This is a genomic window from Sodalis sp. RH16 (genome assembly GCF_047324245.1).
GTDB lineage: Bacteria > Pseudomonadota > Gammaproteobacteria > Enterobacterales > Enterobacteriaceae > Acerihabitans > Acerihabitans ligni.
In genome coordinates, this window is record NZ_CP178737.1 from 2,832,663 (window position 1) to 2,851,051 (window position 18,389).

Annotated in this window: 12 protein-coding genes, 1 tRNA gene and 1 rRNA gene; 7 read left to right on the top strand and 7 right to left on the bottom strand. The window is 50.6% G+C overall.

Going from position 1 to position 18,389, the window contains the following annotated elements; genetic code table 11:
* Window positions 1-259: 259 nt before the first annotated feature.
* Complete coding sequence (locus ACL2XJ_RS13025) at window positions 260-649, top strand: VOC family protein (RefSeq protein ID WP_413726889.1); 390 nt, start codon at window positions 260-262, stop codon at window positions 647-649.
* A complete protein-coding gene (tilS, locus tag ACL2XJ_RS13030) occupies window positions 639-2,102 on the top strand; it encodes a tRNA lysidine(34) synthetase TilS (RefSeq protein ID WP_413726704.1) in 1,464 nt (487 codons plus the stop codon). The genes ACL2XJ_RS13025 and tilS overlap by 11 nt, the downstream gene beginning before the upstream one ends.
* 36 nt (window positions 2,103-2,138) lie before the next feature.
* Here the strand turns inward: tilS and rof are convergent, their stop codons facing one another.
* Window positions 2,139-2,396 (bottom strand): Rho-binding antiterminator, encoded by a 258-nt coding sequence (gene rof / locus ACL2XJ_RS13035; RefSeq protein WP_132923212.1) that lies wholly within the window; start codon window positions 2,394-2,396, stop codon window positions 2,139-2,141.
* Between the two features lie 248 nt (window positions 2,397-2,644).
* On the opposite strand from rof, the gene ACL2XJ_RS13040 reads away from it, so the two are divergent.
* Window positions 2,645-3,193, top strand: a complete 549-nt coding sequence (locus ACL2XJ_RS13040) for a YaeQ family protein (RefSeq protein WP_413726705.1) — start codon at window positions 2,645-2,647, stop codon at window positions 3,191-3,193.
* Window positions 3,194-3,489: 296 nt separating this feature from the next.
* On the top strand, window positions 3,490-9,339 hold the full coding sequence (locus tag ACL2XJ_RS13045; protein ID WP_413726706.1) for a hypothetical protein: 5,850 nt from the start codon (window positions 3,490-3,492) through the stop codon (window positions 9,337-9,339).
* A 199-nt stretch (window positions 9,340-9,538) separates the two neighbouring features.
* Here ACL2XJ_RS13045 and proS read toward each other — a convergent pair whose 3' ends face one another.
* The 6 genes from proS to metN all read right to left on the bottom strand — a co-directional run bounded on the left by proS (window position 9,539) and on the right by metN (window position 15,306).
* On the bottom strand, window positions 9,539-11,266 hold the full coding sequence (proS, locus tag ACL2XJ_RS13050; RefSeq protein WP_413726707.1) for a proline--tRNA ligase: 1,728 nt from the start codon (window positions 11,264-11,266) through the stop codon (window positions 9,539-9,541).
* A 201-nt stretch (window positions 11,267-11,467) separates the two neighbouring features.
* Window positions 11,468-12,208: a tRNA (N6-threonylcarbamoyladenosine(37)-N6)-methyltransferase TrmO gene (tsaA, locus tag ACL2XJ_RS13055; protein ID WP_413726708.1), complete on the bottom strand. Its 741-nt coding sequence runs from the start codon at window positions 12,206-12,208 to the stop codon at window positions 11,468-11,470.
* The gene (rcsF, locus tag ACL2XJ_RS13060) at window positions 12,205-12,615 is read right to left on the bottom strand and encodes an Rcs stress response system protein RcsF (RefSeq protein ID WP_132923207.1); all 411 of its coding nucleotides are present in this window, start codon (window positions 12,613-12,615) and stop codon (window positions 12,205-12,207) included. Before rcsF ends, tsaA begins: the two co-directional genes overlap by 4 nt.
* 119 nt (window positions 12,616-12,734) lie before the next feature.
* A complete protein-coding gene (locus ACL2XJ_RS13065) occupies window positions 12,735-13,550 on the bottom strand; it encodes a MetQ/NlpA family lipoprotein (RefSeq protein ID WP_132923206.1) in 816 nt (271 codons plus the stop codon).
* Between the two features lie 78 nt (window positions 13,551-13,628).
* Window positions 13,629-14,282, bottom strand: coding sequence for a methionine ABC transporter permease MetI (locus ACL2XJ_RS13070; RefSeq protein WP_132923205.1), 654 nt, complete (start codon window positions 14,280-14,282; stop codon window positions 13,629-13,631).
* Window positions 14,275-15,306, bottom strand: a complete 1,032-nt coding sequence (metN, locus tag ACL2XJ_RS13075) for a methionine ABC transporter ATP-binding protein MetN (RefSeq protein WP_132923204.1) — start codon at window positions 15,304-15,306, stop codon at window positions 14,275-14,277. Before metN ends, ACL2XJ_RS13070 begins: the two co-directional genes overlap by 8 nt.
* A gap of 182 nt (window positions 15,307-15,488) precedes the next feature.
* On the opposite strand from metN, the gene gmhB reads away from it, so the two are divergent.
* The 3 genes from gmhB to ACL2XJ_RS13090 all read left to right on the top strand — a co-directional run bounded on the left by gmhB (window position 15,489) and on the right by ACL2XJ_RS13090 (window position 18,255).
* Complete coding sequence (gene gmhB, locus ACL2XJ_RS13080; RefSeq protein ID WP_132923203.1) at window positions 15,489-16,061, top strand: D-glycero-beta-D-manno-heptose 1,7-bisphosphate 7-phosphatase; 573 nt, start codon at window positions 15,489-15,491, stop codon at window positions 16,059-16,061.
* Window positions 16,062-16,405: 344 nt separating this feature from the next.
* Window positions 16,406-17,948, top strand: a 16S ribosomal RNA gene (locus ACL2XJ_RS13085).
* Window positions 17,949-18,179: 231 nt separating this feature from the next.
* Window positions 18,180-18,255 (top strand) — tRNA-Glu (locus tag ACL2XJ_RS13090).
* Window positions 18,256-18,389: the final 134 nt, after the last annotated feature.

Consider the following 18,389-nt stretch of genomic DNA (forward strand, 5'->3'; position numbering starts at 1 on the left):
GTAAGTGTCTGTACAGAGGATGAAGAGGAATCTGCATAATTATCCCAGGGTTGAAATATTAAAATAGATACTGTCATTACCCCGGATAATAAGGCATGTTTGTTTTATTGACTATTTAACATATAGAATATAAGCGTTTTATGTATCTTCCTGATAGCGGAAACGCTGATAATGAGATATGAAGAGGGAATTGGCGATCTTGGTTAACTACGGGTTGAATAAGCTATTTTATTTGAAATAATCAGGAAGTGAAATGCCGATGCTTAAACTTAACAATGTTCATCATATCGCCATTATCGCGGCGGATTATGAGGTGAGTAAGCGTTTTTATTGCGATGTTTTGGGCTTCCAACTGCAAAGCGAGACGTACCGCGCCGAGCGTGCTTCTTGGAAAGGCGATCTGGCGCTGAACGGCGTTTATCTCATCGAGCTGTTCTCTTTTCCAGACGCGCCCGACCGCCTCAGCCGCCCCGAAGCCTTGGGATTGCGTCATTTGGCGTTCAGCGTCGACAATCTGGCGGTTGCCGTGACGTCGCTGACAAACGCGGGCGTGGAGGTGGAGCCCATCCGCCGGGATGCCCTGACGGAAAAACAGTTTACCTTTTTCAGCGATCCCGATGGATTGCCGCTGGAACTCTATGAAGCCTGAGCACTCGACCCGATTCGCCGCCGTTCATGGTTCCGTTGCGGCCGATGATGGACTCGTACCGGCCGATGATGACTCCGCTCCGGCCGATGATGAACGCTCCAGCGGCCCTTCGGTTTGTCACCCCGCCGTGGCGCTTTGCGGGCATCTTGCCGAAACGCTGGGGTCTCGCAGAAAGCTGCTGGTGGCCTTTAGCGGAGGTTTGGACTCCACCGTATTATTGGATGCCCTGGTCTTTCTGCGGCAGCGGCAATGGCCTGATTTAACGATTCGCGCAGTCTATATTCATCACGGCCTGAGCGTTCACGCCGATGACTGGGCCGCTCATTGCCTTGCCCAGTGCCATAGCCGCGACGTGGGGTTTCAATCCATACCGGTGCTGGTCAACCCCGCATCGGCCGGCCTGGAAGGGGCGGCGCGCGAAGCGCGCTATCTGGCGCTGCAGCAGGCGCTGCTACCTGGAGAGACACTGGTTACCGCCCAGCATCTGGATGACCAAAGCGAGACCTTCCTGTTGGCGTTAAAACGAGGCAGCGGTCCGACGGGACTGTCGGCTATGGCGGCTTCCACGCCCTTTCACGGCCATGAGCTTTTGCGGCCCCTGCTGGACTGGAGCCGGGGACAGTTGCAGGAATACGCTTTACAGCGTGAGCTGCGCTGGATTGAAGACGACAGCAACCGAGACGAGCGCTTCGACAGGAATTTTCTTCGCCGGCAAATCCTGCCCCTGCTGACCCGGCGCTGGCCGCATTTCACTCAGGCGGTGGCGCGCAGCGCCCGCCTTTGCGCCGAACAGGAAGCTTTGCTGGATGAATTGCTGCAGGAAACCCTGGGCCTGTTGACGTCCCCCGACGGTTCGCTTGACCTGGCGCCCATGATGGCCATGAGTGCTTCCCGGCGGGGGGCGCTATTGCGCCGCTGGCTGGCCGGCGCCGGGACGCGGATGCCTGCCAAGGACCAGTTGGAGCGCCTTTGGACCGAGGTGGCGCTAAGCCGGCCGGACGCGGAGCCCCGCTTCCAGCTGGCGGATCGGCAGGTGCGGCGCTTTCGCCGGCGGCTCTATATTTTGCCGCTTTGGCCTTCCCTTAAAGAGCTTATCATCCCCTGGACGGAAACCAGCCGCCCCTTGACGCTGCCCAATGGCCTGGGCTGTTTGCAGCGGGCCCCGTCGGGCGCGGCAGTACGGGCCGCCGGCGAAGATGAAAAGATTACGGTGAGATTTGCCGCCGCCGGCACGCTGCATATTGTCGGTCGCCGGCATGGACGGCAAATCAAAAAGCTGTGGCAGGAACTGGGCATTGCCCCCTGGCTGCGGGAGCGAACGCCCATGCTGTTTTATAATGAGGTGTTAATTGCCGCGCCGGGCATATTCACTACCCGCGAAGGGCAGGCACAGGATGACAAAAGGGTATGGCATATAGAATGGCTGTGTGATAAAAACGGCAACGGGCAGTAAATCACTGCCCGTCATAGTACGTATGGCGCAAGGCTGTTAAACGCTTACCACCACCGTGCCGAGTTCCGGATGAGTGAAGCTGGCTATATGATCCAATCGCAGTTCGTTACTGGTGCCCGCATTATCAATAACCAGATATTCCACATGCTTTCTTGAGATCATATCACGCGCTACACCGGTCACGGTATCTCCATTCCGAAGCGTCAGGCTAAGGACCCAATGGCGCTGACAGGCGAGCTCAAGATTATCGTAATCATCGCAATTAATGGGTTGATATTCTTCATTCGTTGACATAATAGCTCACCTACATGTTACGGCGGCCTGGTACCGCCTATTCCCTGAGGGCGGAACAAGGGCTCTGCTAAAGAGGTCCTGATCCCGCCACCATCGTTCAACAGTATTTTCCTTATGAGACTATAGCACAGAGCATCCATTACTCTGTGATTAAAGGGGCGGCTGAATGCCCCTTTTTGTTGCTTTTCTGGCGATGCCCGCGCATTGTCGGTTACACTGCCGGCCCGGACTCACCCCATGAGGATATAATGGCATTAAAAGCAACCATTCATAAAGCGGCGGTTAATATTGCCGATATGGATCGAAATTATTTCTCGGATGTTAACCTTGTTTTAGCACAACATCCTTCAGAAACGCCGCAGCGCATGATGTTGCGCTTGTTGGCCTGGGTCTATCATGCCGATGACCGCCTGGAGTTTACCAAAGGACTCAGCGCGGAAGATGAACCGGCGTTATGGCTGCGTAGCGATAGCGGCGAACTGGAATTATGGATTGAATTAGGACTGCCTGATGAAAAAAGGCTGCGCAAAGCCTGCCATCTGGCGCGCCAGGTAGTGTTGTATGCCTATAACGAACGGGCGGCACGGGTTTGGTGGCAGCAGGCGGAACCCAACCTGTCCCAGCACGGCAATCTCTGCGTACGGTTTGTCGACGACGGGCAGATGGCACAGCTGGCGGCGCTGGCGGCACGCAATATGTCCCTCCAGGCAACGCTGCAAGACGGGCTTCTGTGGCTCTCAGACCAGCAAACCAATCTGGAAATCCAATTGCAGACCTGGAAAAGCGCGGCGGAATAATGACAGGTCATCGCGCCGAAGTCCCGATCGTCAGCAAGACCGGGGCCGGTGCGTCAAGCACATATCATGGCCGGATTAATGATGCAATGACGGTCTAAGCATATGCCGCATGCCTGAGTGCTTATATGATTAAATATTGATTAACTTAAGGTGGCGTTGACGCACGGCAATGGCAAAAGTTACTGTTCGCTAGCAGATACAATTAAACGGCATTCTCTTTTAAAGGGTAATACCTGGGGTATTTACTCCTCAGAAAACGTTTATTAAAAACCATACTGGATAAGGATGCCATATTTATGCTTACCGCGGATAAGACTCAATCACCTGCATTAATTTCTGTAAGTAATGATAGTAAAGAAATTAATGCTAGATTGCCATTTTTAGAAGAAATAAATTCTATAAAAAATATATCAAATAGCAAAATAATTGCTAATGACACTGCTGTCGACCTCCCCTTTGACAATGAAGCAACAGCTGGGACAGGTGAAAATACTACTTCATTCGATAACTCGCCTTCCGCGGGGAGCGCTGGTTCTGGTGGAACACGAGGGTTCTCATGGGGAGTAAAAATATTCTCTTTATTGACGGCTATTTTCGGCGGGGGGAAGTTTATCCATTATATGCGCAGCGGCGATGGGAAGCCGCACGGTAAAAAATGGTTTTCCGAATTGCCCCCTGAAGAGTATATGAAGGCGAAAAAAATTAATGCTATTGTTAGAAATAATTCAATAGGTTTGCCGATTTATTCCACGCCGCGTAATATGAATATTTCCGAAGCGTTATTAAGGACCCTTATCTCTATCAGGTTGTCGCCGGATATTTACGGCCAAGCGTCGATATTTCCCACGGGGATGAGTCATGCCGGACAAGCGATGGGACTTGAAAAAAATAATGATGGCTATGCCTTTGAAGATACCCCCCTTGATGCACATACGCTTCGCAAGCAGCCACTGGGTCCGGAGGCCGCGATTGAGGGTGGATATTGGATAATGACCAAAAAGGCGACGGCAACCAAACCGCTAATGCGTCATTCCAAGCGGAAGAAAAGAGAGGTTGTGCAAAATTTTTCGAAATTCAATCTTCCTGCTTGCGTCATTGACAACCATTTCCGAGAATATTGGGTCGATTTATTGACCAATATTGAAAAATATTATGATATTAACCAAATGCTCACCAAAACAGCCGGAAATCGGGAGCGTTTACAACCCTCTAATCTATTACCCGATGGTGAGCTATCTACCGATACATCATTGGATGGATATCAAAAAAAAAGTGAAAGGAACCGATGGCTGCATACTTTCGGTATTTCCAATGAGTACTTGTCTGCAAATGCTAATCTGACTATTAATTTTATAGATATAATGCTAAGCGATATTATACAGAGGGATTACGGCCTCTCCCTAACCTCACAGGATCTTGATAAGCTGTTAACTATTGATATTGTCTATACTAAAAAAGTTGGGGAATTAGAACCCCATAAATATATTGCTCATGGTGAGTATTCGCTCAGGAAAATCCTTTTAAGAGAACCATTTAAAGTTTTATTAAAGCCAAATGAATCAGAATATACGCACCTTACTATACTCAGAACTAATATCAAAGAATCTGATAAGAAAGATTTCATATCTTATCTGGAATTTATAGTAAATGGCGAACCCTCCAACATAACTGCTGAAATCGAAAGGTTGTTAACTTTTTTTTCAACCAGTGAGGACATTAACGACACTTATATTACCATGGCAAAAGATCGGTTAGCCATTGCGTTATTTAGTCTTATGACCAATGACACAGATAGCACATTAAGAAACATTATTGAATTATGGATGGATGGTTCGATTAAAGAAAAATTGGTGGGTTTTGTCAGCCCGGAGGGACAATTCATGGTGCCGGGAATTGTCGCTATTACTCAACCGACTGGAGGATTAATGATATCTCTGGCCACAGGCGCAATTTATCTCTGGACCCCTGATGACGCCTCGGCGGCACTCAAAAATTTTATCGCCGGTCACCTTTCGCTACAGCATAAGGCCTGGCTGGAATCCGTCATCCTGACACCGAAAATAGATATGAAGGCATGTGCTATAAAACCTCCGCTCCTCTTAATGGACGCAAAAGTTCTTTGGGCCGATTTAAAAGCTCTTGAGATTGAAAAGCTGGGGGAACATCTGAGCTATCATCCCCTCTTTAGTACTGGTCCCGAAAAATCTGTTCCTGCGGAGCAGGCGTCACAGCGTTTGCTGGCCTCCGGCAACGCTTTATCGCTGCTGGCCTTCTTTTTTACCGGCGGGACATCCGCAGGTTGTGCCGCCATGATGTTAAGCAACGTCGTGACGGGAACCGGTAGCGCATTATATCTCTACCAAGCAGTTAACGCGCAGGACCGGCAAAAACGCAAGGAGGCTTGGAAATCGGCAATGCTAGGCATCATGATCATCGGCTTGTCCGGTACGACCGATATCTATAGTTTAATAAAAGCCTCAGGTTACCACGGATACAAGCTAATGCATGAGGCGGCGACCCAGTTGCGAGATGTACTAACGTTATCTGATTCCAACAGTGTCGCTAAGGCTTTTGTCAAAGGGGGGGCTCGCGTGCGGGCAATCATGTTGGTGGAGGCCCTGATTAAGGAAAACGTCGGTCAGCTGGAAATATTGGGTCAAAACAGCGTCGGGGTAATGTCGAAGGTTTTGCAGATTTGTGGCCGTATAGATGCCCACCAATCCCGGCTATTGAGTGAAAAATCTTTTATTGCCGAAATTTTCAGTCAAATAAGAAGTATACATGATAAGGCTTCATTGGCCTCTATCCCAGCCGGCTATGAGCTGATTTTGCTTGATAACGAAACTAATAAATCAAGCTTGATGCTGCTTTCTCTTGGCAATGACAGATTTGCGGGATTTGATATAAAAAGCCTGACTCAGCCAGCAATATTTTCTTCTCATAAAGGGTGGCAAGTGGTCAGTAGTGATGATTTTATTTTTGACAAAAACAGCGTTATGTTAAACGACGGCAGCACTGCAACTCTATATGCTGAAGATTTGCATGGTGCGTCATTGGCAACTCTCGGTGATGATATGACTCGTCATGAAAGTGAACTGGCCACAAAATTACGGCGTTATTGTAATAGATTCAAATTTGACGGAAATACAATAAACATGTTTAGCGGGGTCGAACGCTTTGCTTATAACAATGGATTTTATAATATACGCTATCGCGCCTTATTTATTTTCGATCCTGTTATGGAAAGTCAGACAGTCCGACATTATGTTCTGGTAGCTACGCATGCGGAGGTAACGTACATCATAGAACCCAATGCTGAAAAAATTCGTTATATCAATATTCCCGATATTGAGGATGTAATGATTTTAACAGAAGATAGATGGAGGAAGTGTTTTGAAAAATCAAGATCTAGAGCCTTGATTACTTATAAGGATTTCCTCACGGAACAAAGTGCCAGAGATTATTATCACAACTTTAATATTAAGGAGAGCTCTGAACATATATTGCTGTCACCGGCAGGTTTTGTTGAGTTGGAAGAATCGTCTGCCCCTGTCACATTTCCATTGTTTTTATCATATTATGAAGGCATGGGGCAACAATTATTGCTGCAGAAGAAAATTCGTAACAGTATTATCAAAGATAGGAAATCAAGAAGCAGTTACGAATTCATAATGTCGCTATTAAAAGCAACCGGCACGATTTCGGCCGGCCGGAAAGACGATTTAGTAAACTTCTACCATGAGCATCCGCAGGAAGCGTTGCTCGAGGTTATAGACAGTCCCAAACAAATAAGAACATTTCGCGATATGTTATGTGTGGAACCGGGCAAACTGGTTCGCTTTACCAATTTGAATGACAGTTCAGTTTTTCATTTGATGATAAGCCTTGGTAACGGCAGGTTTGCCGGTATGAACAATGATTTACTGGATTCGACCTTGAGTAGCGAAAAGCGCATTCTTATCGCAGAACAGCTAGGATTATTCCGGGATGATGTTTTATGTTCATTTGATAAACTTAATTCTTTCATCATTGAAAAGGGTGATTTGCCGCATTCATCACCACCACGGAAATGTTTGATGGATATCGCCACAGAAACTATTCATGAGACCATTAGTGAGAAAAGCAGTACTCATTTTGCTCTGGAATTTTTAGTCGCCGCCCAACAATTGGTCCCTCAGCAGGCTGATGCATTGGAACGATTGGTTATGTTGATAACCGGAAAATTAGATGGCGAGAAGATATCAATAATAAAATTGAATAAATTTTTAATTATCGATAAATATATAGATAACAATGCTGAGCTGAAAAATATTGCTGAATGTAAACTCGTGGTTTTTTATACGGAAGATAAACATTTTCATACGATGGTCAGCCTTGGTGACAATCAATTTTTAGGAATAAATAACCATATCATTAATAATGAAATTAATAGAAATCAAATGATAATTTCCTCTCAAGAGATGGGGGAAATTATCGCCGGCAAGAGATTCAACAATCAAAATGTCTTCAAGGTCATAGTGGGTGATGTTAATTTAGAAAAAACGAGAATCTCAGCTTTGTTAGGTCCGGATGGGCGCATCGAGTATGTTCGTTATGGGTTAAATGATCTGCAAATGGAAATCAAGGCACATGGTGCTTTGGCCAGCATCAATCACTATGACGCGATAGAACTTGCGGATATTATTGCTGGCATACACCGTTCAATGTACCCGGAGCAATCCCTCAAGCGTCTCGAACTTATATCATGCTTCGGAGCGTTGGGGGGCAGGCGATCGTCCGCTCAAATCATTTCCGATCGCTTGGGCGCCAAGGTTTTAAGCTATAAAGGCATTGTTACTGACAGTAAATCCCGCAATCGAGGATCGGGGGTTATGTTTGAGCCGCATGTGGGTTACGGCATTGAAAGATTGCGGGAAGATGAACGTTGGCATCGGAGAATTCATAATTTTATTGAAAATGTATTAGGTCTGTTCGGCCATCTGCCGTTTAGGCGCCACGGCAGGGCGATCGGTGAAAATATTCCCTTCGCCATGGTGGTCATTGATGTCCTGCATTTTCTGCGCAAGGAGATTAGCGCCGAAACGCTTATGCGCCTTTATCCCGGCCTGATGTCTGAGAAGTCACTGAGCGAGGCCGGTTTGCTGGCTAACCCCGTTAGTCAGGAAGAAGCGCTGATAGCCGCCTTGTTGACCATTTTTTATGGTAACAGCAATATAACCAATGCCATGGATGCCTATATTTTGGCCGGCGAATATCAAAATCAGTCTTCAGGGTCGGTGGTGAGGTACGGTGAAAATTTACTTCAACCGCTATATTGGGAAGATATCGTACCCGCGCTGGCGACATTCCGGCAATTACCGGCCGTGATTGTTGAAAATGATTTGTTAGGCGGAAGCAATATTTATATTTCCATGAAAAATGATGATGATAATCTGCAGGAATATATGATCCGCGTCGGTAGCAAATGCAATAATAGAAGACTATGGCCACTTTTACTCGCGAATTTTTTCAGTGAACAGCCGGGTTCTTTCCCGGTTATGGCCGGCCTGAAGGAGCAGGATATCTTGAGAATGGGATTCGATTTTACCCATTTTCATTTTTACCTGAATTCGTGGTTCAGGAATGATTTCAGCCTGCAGATAGATATGCCCCCCCCTGAGATAAGCCCCGAATCCTGCCGGCCGGCCGACTATGTCCATTTCAGCGGAAGGGGACGAAAGACAGATACCCGGGAAGATATCGGGTTGGGCCATTCTTTGCTTTTGGAGCAGGATGGGAGGCTGGCATTGCAGATGAAAGATACATTGTCCGTGGAACGTCCGGCCGGCCTCGGTGATAGCGGCCAACCGCCGGCTAATGCCTCCCCATTGCTGTCCATGCCGAGAGTGGTGATGACCCTGGTGGAAAATGACGAAAGATTGATCATGCTGCAGAGAAATATTCCCACGGAAATTTTATCAAATAACGGGGAAATCGCTTTTTTTATTGCCGGGGAAATTAATAAATATACCCGAAGCATTAAAGTAGGCGTCAAAAATAGTGAGAATATCCTACCCACAAAATCAAACGTAGCAAACTCTGTCTATAGCGATCCCGTGTCTCTGCAAAAAAGCTGGATATTGGTCAATTTGATTCATAACGATTAGCTTATACCCGTCATACTTTAAGTGGCAGGTGTGTTGGCAATATTCGGCTCATCCATGGGCCTCGCCCCTTCGGGGCCGCTGCAAGCAGCGCTCCCGCAACTCGAATGATTTAGGGTAAATAGTGATTGCTCACTCCACCAGGCTGCAAAAAAATACCCGGCCGCGACGGGCCGGGTAGTCGGGATCAATGCAAAGGGGATTAACGCTGTGCCTTGCTGATTTCGCCTGCCAGATAGTCGACGATGTCGCTGATTTTTATCATTTGTTTCTCACCGGCGCCGCGGTGTTTATATTCAACCTCTTCGCTGTCGAGGTTGCGATCGCCGATAACAACGGTATGCGGAATTCCAATCAGCTCCATATCGGCGAACATGACACCCGGCCGTTCCTTGCGGTCGTCCAGCAGCACCTCGATGCCTTTGGCGCGCAGCTTCTCGTACAGCCCCTCGGCCGCATCCTTGACCCGGAAGGATTTATGCATGTTCATCGGCAAGATGGCGACATGAAACGGCGCAATGGCTTCAGGCCATAAAATACCGCGCTCATCATGGTTTTGCTCAATGGCGGCGGCCACCACGCGGGTCACCCCGATACCGTAACAACCCATGGTTAGCGTTTGGTTGCGTCCGTCTTCTCCCTGTACCGTGGCTTTCATCGCGTCGGAATACTTGGTGCCGAGCTGGAAGATATGCCCAACTTCAATACCGCGTTTAATGAGCAGCGTGCCCTTGCCGTCCGGGCTGGCATCTCCCTCCGCCACTTTCCGCAAATCGGCAACCTGGGGCAGCGGCAGATCCCGCTGCCAGTTGATGCCGAAATAGTGCTTGCCGTCGATGTTGGCGCCGGCGCCGAAATCACTCATGGCCGCTACGCTGCGATCGATGACCAGCGGCAGCGGCAAATTCACCGGCCCCAGGGAACCGGGACCGGCGCCAATGGCGGCGCGGATCTCTTCTTCAGCGGCGAATTCCAGCGGACTGGCCACCAGGGGATGTTTCTCAGCCTTGATTTCATTGAGCTGATGATCGCCCCGCACCAGCAGCGCCACCAGTGGATAACCGGAATCTTCCCGGCCATGGACAATCAGGGTCTTGACGGTTTTTTCCACGGGTAAAGCGAACTGTTCCACCAGCTGTGCGATGGTTTTGGCGTCGGGCGTGTCAACCAGGCGCAATTCCTCGGCGGCTTCGCCACGAGGGGTAGCCGGCGCCACGGCTTCCGCCAGTTCGATATTGGCGGCGTAGTCAGAACCGCTGGAAAAGACGATATCGTCCTCGCCGCTGTCCGCCAGCACCTGAAACTCATGGGAGGCGCTGCCGCCAATGGAACCGGTATCTGCCTGTACCGCGCGGAAGTTCAGGCCCATGCGGGTGAATATCGCGCTGTAGGCTTGATACATCGCATCATAGGTGGCCTGCAGGGATTCCTGTGTGGTATGGAACGAATAGGCATCCTTCATCACAAATTCCCGTGAGCGCATCACGCCGAAGCGCGGGCGGACTTCGTCGCGGAATTTGGTCTGGATCTGATAAAAGTTCAGCGGCAGCTGTTTATAGGAGCTGATTTCATTGCGGACCAGATCGGTGATAACCTCTTCATGGGTCGGGCCGAGCACGAACGGCCGCTCGCCGCGATCGTTGAAGCGCAGCAGCTCGGGGCCGTACTGCATCCAGCGACCGCTTTCCTGCCAGAGGTCCGCCGGCTGGACCACCGGCATGGATATCTCAATGGCCCCGGCCCTGTCCATCTCCTCGCGCACAATGTTTTCAACCTTGCGCAAAACCCGCAGCCCGGTGGGTAACCAGGTATAAAGGCCCGAGGCCAGCTTGCGGATCATGCCGGCGCGCAGCATCAATTGATGGCTAATGACTTCAGCGTCGGCGGGAGTCTCCTTAAGGGTGGAGAGTAGATATTGGCTAGTACGCATAATAATCAGGTTCCAAAAGGACGGCTAAACGCCATGGCTGCATCACGGCAGCGAAATATAAAAAGTGGCTTAGTTTACCAGTGCCGGCGGGCGGTCAAAAGAGACAGGACAAAAAATTAACCAAAAGCGTCTATTTTTTATTGAAGTTGTTTTGCTTTGAGGTATCGGCCAAGGAGCGTGGCGCCGTACGCAAGTGACCCTTCAGCCGACCGCGGGCGGAGGGGAATTCATGGCGGCGGCATCTTCAATGGCAATGACCTCGGCGATGTTGCCGGTGACGCGCCAGCGGATATTGAATTCCATAAGCCGTACCGCATAGGTCTGCTCGCCGCCGTGAGTTTTACGATAGGCCGGGCGGGGATCCTGCGCCAGTACATCGCTGATGAAACGCCGCAAATGCGGATAACGGGGGACAAGAGCCTCTATCCGTGCGGCCGCGCCGAGGGAAAAGTCCACCCCCATGTCAGCGGCGGGAATCTGTTGGGCAAAGCCCGCCCGAGCCGACGGGATGCTCTCCGCGTAGGGTAAATAGGGTTTGATGTCCACTACCGGGGTACCGTCCACCAGGTCCAGGCTGCCCAGTTCAAGCACCACTTCGGTTTTGAAAATGCGCACGGCGTTTAAGGCCACCAAGGACATGCCGATGGCATTGGGCCGGAAGGTGGAACGGGTCGCGAAGACGCCGATCCGGCTGTTGCCGCCCAGGCGCGGCGGGCGCACAGTGGGATGCCAGCCTTGCCCCATGGTTTGGTTGAAGATAAACAGCAACCAGATATGGCTGAACGCATCCAGGCCGCGTACCGCTTCCGGCTGATTATAAGGCGCCAGTAAATGCAGCTCGCCGGTGCCGTCCGGCACCAGACCCGGCTGCCGGGGTACCGCGAATTTTTCTTTATAAGGCGAGCGAATTACGCCGATTTGGCTAAGGCCGAACTCGCTCATTGCGTCACTTTAAGCGCCGTACCCTGGCAGACCGCTTGCGCGTAGCATCCGGCCACCGACCTGACCATTTCGCATTGGTGCAACAGCACGGCGTTGCCCTTCATACGGGCTGCCCGGACCTGCATGTCCTTGCGAGCCGCGGCGATACTCGGCGGCGGATCCTGCAGATTGACCTGGCAGGTGGAACCATAGACTTCCCCTAAATCACGGAAGGGCTTGCCCACCAATTCTTCCGCGGATTTATATAATTTTGCCGGCAGCGGGCGCACTGCGGGTTTATGGCTCGTCAAGGGACTACTAAACGGCGTGATGGCGGTATGTTGATTTGCGGTTGATGACGCGGGCGAATGTATCCATGAACATCCTGTCAGCGAGAGCACCAAGATACATCCTGGTAAGGCACGCATACGTTTTCCTCGGATTGGAGTTGTTATTTAACTGGCGCTATTGAATCAATGTACGGCCAAAATAACAAGGCGGGCCGAAGCCCGTCTTGATAAAAGCGCACTAAAGTGACAAAAAAATTTTACCAGCCTTTCACCGCACCGCCATTAAAGATTTTATTGGCCGCGTCATTAACTTCATCGGACTCATAGGCCTGAACGAATTTTTTGACGTTTTCTGCGTTTTTATTATCTTCCCGGGCCACGATCAGATTGACATAGGGAGACTCTTTATCTTCCACAAACAGCCCGTCCTTGGTGGGGGTCAGGCCGATCTGGCTGGCATAAGTAGTATTAATGATGGCCAGGGCGATCTGCTGGTCGTCAAGGGAACGAGGCAACTGCGGCGCTTCCAATTCCACCAGCTTCAGGTTTTTCGGATTTCCCACGACATCCAATACGGTGGGCTGCAGGCCGGTGCCGTCTTTCAATGTGATTAGCCCGACCTTTTGCAGCAGCAGCAAGGAACGGCCCAGGTTGGTGGGATCGTTAGGCAGCGCTACCTGTGAGCCGTCCTTCAATTCACTAAGGGATTTTATCTGTTTTGAATAGCCGGCGATGGGGTAGACAAAGGTATTACCTACCGGAACCAGCTTATAACCGCGATCCTTGATTTGCTGATCGAGATAAGGTTTATGCTGGAAAGCATTGGCATCGATATCCCCTTTGCTCAGCGCCTCGTTGGGCAACACGTAATCATTGAAGGTCACCAGTTCCACGTCAAGGCCGTATTTCTCTTTAGCGACTTTCTGCGCGACTTCCGCCACCTGCTGTTCCGCGCCGACGATGACCCCGACCTTGATATGGTTCGGATCTTTCTTGTCCTGCCCGCAAGCAGTCAACGCCAATGCGCCTACCAAAGCGCCAACGGTTGCCAGGGTCCTGAAATTAAAAGACATATCCCTTTCCTCTTATGGGTTGATTATTATTTCATTGAAGCGCCGGCATGGCGGCTTCATTTTTTTAAAGACTATCATTTACTTATGAGTAACCGCTTTAACGATTTTATCGCCGCTGATTTGTATCAAAAACACCAGGACAACCAGTAAAATCAGTACGGTATTCATCACCGTGGCGTTATAACCGATATAGCCGTATTGGATACCGATTTGCCCAAGTCCGCCTGCGCCCACGGCGCCGCCCATGGCAGAATAGCCCACCAGGGTAATCAGCGTAATGGTGGCGGCGTTAACCAGCCCGGGCAGAGCCTCGGGTAATAAAACCTTGCGGATGATTTGCATCGGCGTCGCGCCCATGGCGCGGGAGGCTTCAATAAGCCCGGTGGGTATTTCCAGCAGCGCATTTTCCACCATACGGGCAATAAAAGGCGCGGCGCCGACGGTTAACGGCACGATGGCCGCCTGCAGTCCGATGGACGTGCCGACGATCATGCGGGTAAAGGGGATCATCCAGACCAGTAAAATAATAAACGGAATAGACCGGAAGATATTCACTATCGCGGAAGTGGTTCGGTAAAGCCTGGGATTTTCGATGATCTGCCCGGGGCGGCTGGTATAAAGTAAAACGCCGATGGGCAATCCCACCACAAAACCAAAGAAACCGGAAACAAAGGTCATCGCCAGCGTCTCCCAGATCCCTTTGGCAAACAGCCCTAACATGGCTTCAGACATACCCTAATACCTCCACCTTAACGTGCTGTTCCTGCAAAAAAGCGATGGCGGCACGGGAGTTTTCCGCATCACCCGCCATCTCCGCCAGCATAATGCCGAATTTAACCCCGCCGGCGTAATCCATCTGGGCGCTGATGATATTGTTATTGACATTGAAGCGCCTGGCGGCTTCGGACAACAGCGGCGCATCCACCGACTGGCCGGTAAACTCCAACTGCAGGATGGGAATTTTCCCCTCGGCGGGCTGGGGCGACATCCGCTGCAAATAGTCCTCCGGAATATCGAGGTGCAGGGTAGAGCGGATAAACTGCTGCGCCAGCGGCGTTTTCGGATGGGAAAACATTTCGCTCACCGTATCTTGTTCTATAAGTTCTCCCTGGCTGATGACCGCGACCTGATCACAGATGCGCTTCACCACGTCCATCTCGTGAGTAATTAATAAAATGGTCAATCCCAGCCGGCGATTAATATCCTTTAATAATGCCAAAATCGAACGGGTAGTAGCCGGATCCAATGCGCTGGTGGCTTCGTCGCATAGCAGGACTTTGGGATTACTGGCCAGGGCGCGGGCGATGGCTACCCGCTGCTTCTGGCCGCCGGACAGATTAGCGGGATAGGCATCGGCTTTATCTTCCAGTCCCACCAAGGCCAACAGCTCCGCAACACGTTTTTTGATGTCGTTTTTCGGCAGGTTGTCCAACTCCAGCGGCAGGGCGATATTGCCCGAAACCGTACGGGAAGAAAGCAGATTGAAATGTTGAAAAATCATGCCCATTTGCCGGCGGGCAATGATGAGCTGCCGCTCCGACAGGGTGGTCAGATCCTGTCCGTCCACCAATACCGAACCGCTGGTGGGACGTTCCAACAGGTTTACGCAGCGGATCAAGGTACTTTTGCCGGCGCCGGATGCGCCGATAACCCCGTATATCTGGCCGGCGGTCACGTGCAGGCTGACATCAGACAATGCGGCTATGGTCTGCGTTCCCTGGATAAAGTGCTTAGTAATATGAGAGAGTTTAATCATATTTTTTATTGTAAACAGTTACCTGTGGCAAGGATGAAATTATGTTATTAACGCCAACGGGTGCTAATGGGGTGGATGTTAGGGCGTCTAGACGTCTAAGTCAACCAGGATTCATTTTCTAGGTTTTCCACTGTCTAAAACGTGCGATACTACCCGCTGTTTATATCCTCAGGAGCCAATCAGTGGCACAGCTTGTTCCCGCAATATTTTTAGACCGCGACGGTACCATTAATGTCGATCACGGTTACGTATTTGAGATCGATGATTTTCAGTTTATTGATGGTGCTATCGAAGCCATGCAGGAACTGAAAAAAATGGGTTTTGCCCTGGTGGTGGTGACTAACCAGGCCGGCATCGCCCGCGGCAAATTCACCGAAGACCAATTTATGCGCTTGACCGAATGGATGGATTGGTCGCTGGCGGATCGCGAAGTGGAATTGGACGGTATCTATTTTTGCCCGCACCATCCGGACGTTGGTGAAGGCGAATATCGTCAGGATTGCGACTGCCGCAAACCCAAACCCGGGATGTTGCTGGATGCGCAAAAATTTCTGCACATCGATATGGCCGCTTCTTATATGGTGGGCGACTCAGCCAAGGATATGCTGGCTGGCCGGGCGGCGGGCGTCGGCACCACTGTCTTGGTGCGTACCGGTAAGCCGCTTGATGAAGAGGGCCAAAAGCTGGCGGATTGGGTCATTGACAGCCTGGCGCAACTGCCGGACGCGATAAAACGGCAGTCGGCAAGGGCATAACGGGCAAATTTTGACCGATCAAAAAAAATTTGACGATATTCGCTTGCCATTTCACAGCACCCCCCTATAATGCGCCTCCATCGACCGGGACTGTGAGCAGCTTCACAAGGACCGAAAACGAGTCAGAAGCAAGCCTGACGGGCTTGACACTGATAGGGGAAAGCGTAATATACGCCACCTCGCGCCAGACTGAATCATAGCGGCGCACGCTCTTTAACAATTTATCAGACAATCTGTGTGGGCACTCACAAGACCGTATCGAAACACAACAATACAAGTCTTGAAGAGTGACAAACAGTTAATTCAAAAGATTAACCAGATGAAATCTTTGAGCATCAAGCTTTTAATTGAAGAGTTTGATCATGGCTCAGATTGAACGCTGGCGGCAGGCCTAACACATGCAAGTCGAGCGGCAGCGGAAAGTAGCTTGCTACTTTGCCGGCGAGCGGCGGACGGGTGAGTAATGTCTGGGGATCTGCCCGATGGAGGGGGATAACTACTGGAAACGGTAGCTAATACCGCATAACGTCGCAAGACCAAAGTGGGGGACCTTAGGGCCTCACACCATCGGATGAACCCAGATGGGATTAGCTAGTAGGTGGGGTAACGGCTCACCTAGGCGACGATCCCTAGCTGGTCTGAGAGGATGACCAGCCACACTGGAACTGAGACACGGTCCAGACTCCTACGGGAGGCAGCAGTGGGGAATATTGCACAATGGGCGCAAGCCTGATGCAGCCATGCCGCGTGTGTGAAGAAGGCCTTCGGGTTGTAAAGCACTTTCAGCGGGGAGGAAGGGGTTGGGTTTAATAGATTCAATCATTGACGTTACCCGCAGAAGAAGCACCGGCTAACTCCGTGCCAGCAGCCGCGGTAATACGGAGGGTGCGAGCGTTAATCGGAATTACTGGGCGTAAAGCGTACGCAGGCGGTTTGTTAAGTCAGATGTGAAATCCCCGAGCTTAACTCGGGAACTGCATTTGAAACTGGCAGGCTAGAGTCTCGTAGAGGGGGGTAGAATTCCAGGTGTAGCGGTGAAATGCGTAGAGATCTGGAGGAATACCGGTGGCGAAGGCGGCCCCCTGGACGAAGACTGACGCTCAGGTACGAAAGCGTGGGGAGCAAACAGGATTAGATACCCTGGTAGTCCACGCTGTAAACGATGTCGATTTGAAGGTTGTGGCCTTGAGCCGTGGCTTTCGGAGCTAACGCGTTAAATCGACCGCCTGGGGAGTACGGCCGCAAGGTTAAAACTCAAATGAATTGACGGGGGCCCGCACAAGCGGTGGAGCATGTGGTTTAATTCGATGCAACGCGAAGAACCTTACCTACTCTTGACATCCAGAGAAGACTTCAGAGATGGAGTTGTGCCTTCGGGAACTCTGAGACAGGTGCTGCATGGCTGTCGTCAGCTCGTGTTGTGAAATGTTGGGTTAAGTCCCGCAACGAGCGCAACCCTTATCCTTTGTTGCCAGCACGTCATGGTGGGAACTCAAAGGAGACTGCCGGTGACAAACCGGAGGAAGGTGGGGATGACGTCAAGTCATCATGGCCCTTACGAGTAGGGCTACACACGTGCTACAATGGCGCATACAAAGAGAAGCGAACTCGCGAGGGTAAGCGGACCTCACAAAGTGCGTCGTAGTCCGGATTGGAGTCTGCAACTCGACTCCATGAAGTCGGAATCGCTAGTAATCGTGGATCAGAATGCCACGGTGAATACGTTCCCGGGCCTTGTACACACCGCCCGTCACACCATGGGAGTGGGTTGCAAAAGAAGTAGGTAGCTTAACCTTCGGGAGGGCGCTTACCACTTTGTGATTCATGACTGGGGTGAAGTCGTAACAAGGTAACCGTAGGGGAACCTGCGGTTGGATCACCTCCTTACCGAAAGATGCGCGTCGAGTGACGTGTCCACACAGATTGTCTGATAGAAGTGATGAGCAAACAGCTCGTATGGTTTACACGTGAAGCCCGGCTTCGCACGTGCAAGGCATCGTCCGATGATAGGAGAGCAACGCGATGCGTTGTTCGACTAGAAAGAGGTCGCTTACTTTCATTAATGAAAGTTTCGCCTTACACGGAAAAGCAACGCGGTGCGTTGCAAGCATTTTCCGTGTCCCCTTCGTCTAGTGGCCTAGGACACTGCCCTTTCACGGCGGTAACAGGGGTTCGAACCCCCTAGGGGACGCCAAACAGCCTACGTGTCTGATAAATTTCAGAGCGCATTTGAAAGAGTGCGCTGCGAAATACTGCTCTTTAACAATCCGGAACAAGCTGAAAATTTGAAAAAACATGCTGAGCAAAATCAGTATGCGAGTCTCTCAA

Coding starts and splice junctions, on each gene's coding strand:
- ACL2XJ_RS13065 (WP_132923206.1), bottom strand. CDS start 13,550: ATGTCTTTTAATTTCAGGACCCTGGCAACCGTTGGCGCTTTGGTAGGC.
- tsaA (WP_413726708.1), bottom strand. CDS start 12,208: ATGAGCGAGTTCGGCCTTAGCCAAATCGGCGTAATTCGCTCGCCTTAT.
- rcsF (WP_132923207.1), bottom strand. CDS start 12,615: ATGCGTGCCTTACCAGGATGTATCTTGGTGCTCTCGCTGACAGGATGT.
- proS (WP_413726707.1), bottom strand. CDS start 11,266: ATGCGTACTAGCCAATATCTACTCTCCACCCTTAAGGAGACTCCCGCC.
- tilS (WP_413726704.1), top strand. CDS start 639: ATGAAGCCTGAGCACTCGACCCGATTCGCCGCCGTTCATGGTTCCGTT.
- metN (WP_132923204.1), bottom strand. CDS start 15,306: ATGATTAAACTCTCTCATATTACTAAGCACTTTATCCAGGGAACGCAG.
- ACL2XJ_RS13070 (WP_132923205.1), bottom strand. CDS start 14,282: ATGTCTGAAGCCATGTTAGGGCTGTTTGCCAAAGGGATCTGGGAGACG.
- ACL2XJ_RS13040 (WP_413726705.1), top strand. CDS start 2,645: ATGGCATTAAAAGCAACCATTCATAAAGCGGCGGTTAATATTGCCGAT.
- ACL2XJ_RS13045 (WP_413726706.1), top strand. CDS start 3,490: ATGCTTACCGCGGATAAGACTCAATCACCTGCATTAATTTCTGTAAGT.
- rof (WP_132923212.1), bottom strand. CDS start 2,396: ATGTCAACGAATGAAGAATATCAACCCATTAATTGCGATGATTACGAT.
- ACL2XJ_RS13025 (WP_413726889.1), top strand. CDS start 260: ATGCTTAAACTTAACAATGTTCATCATATCGCCATTATCGCGGCGGAT.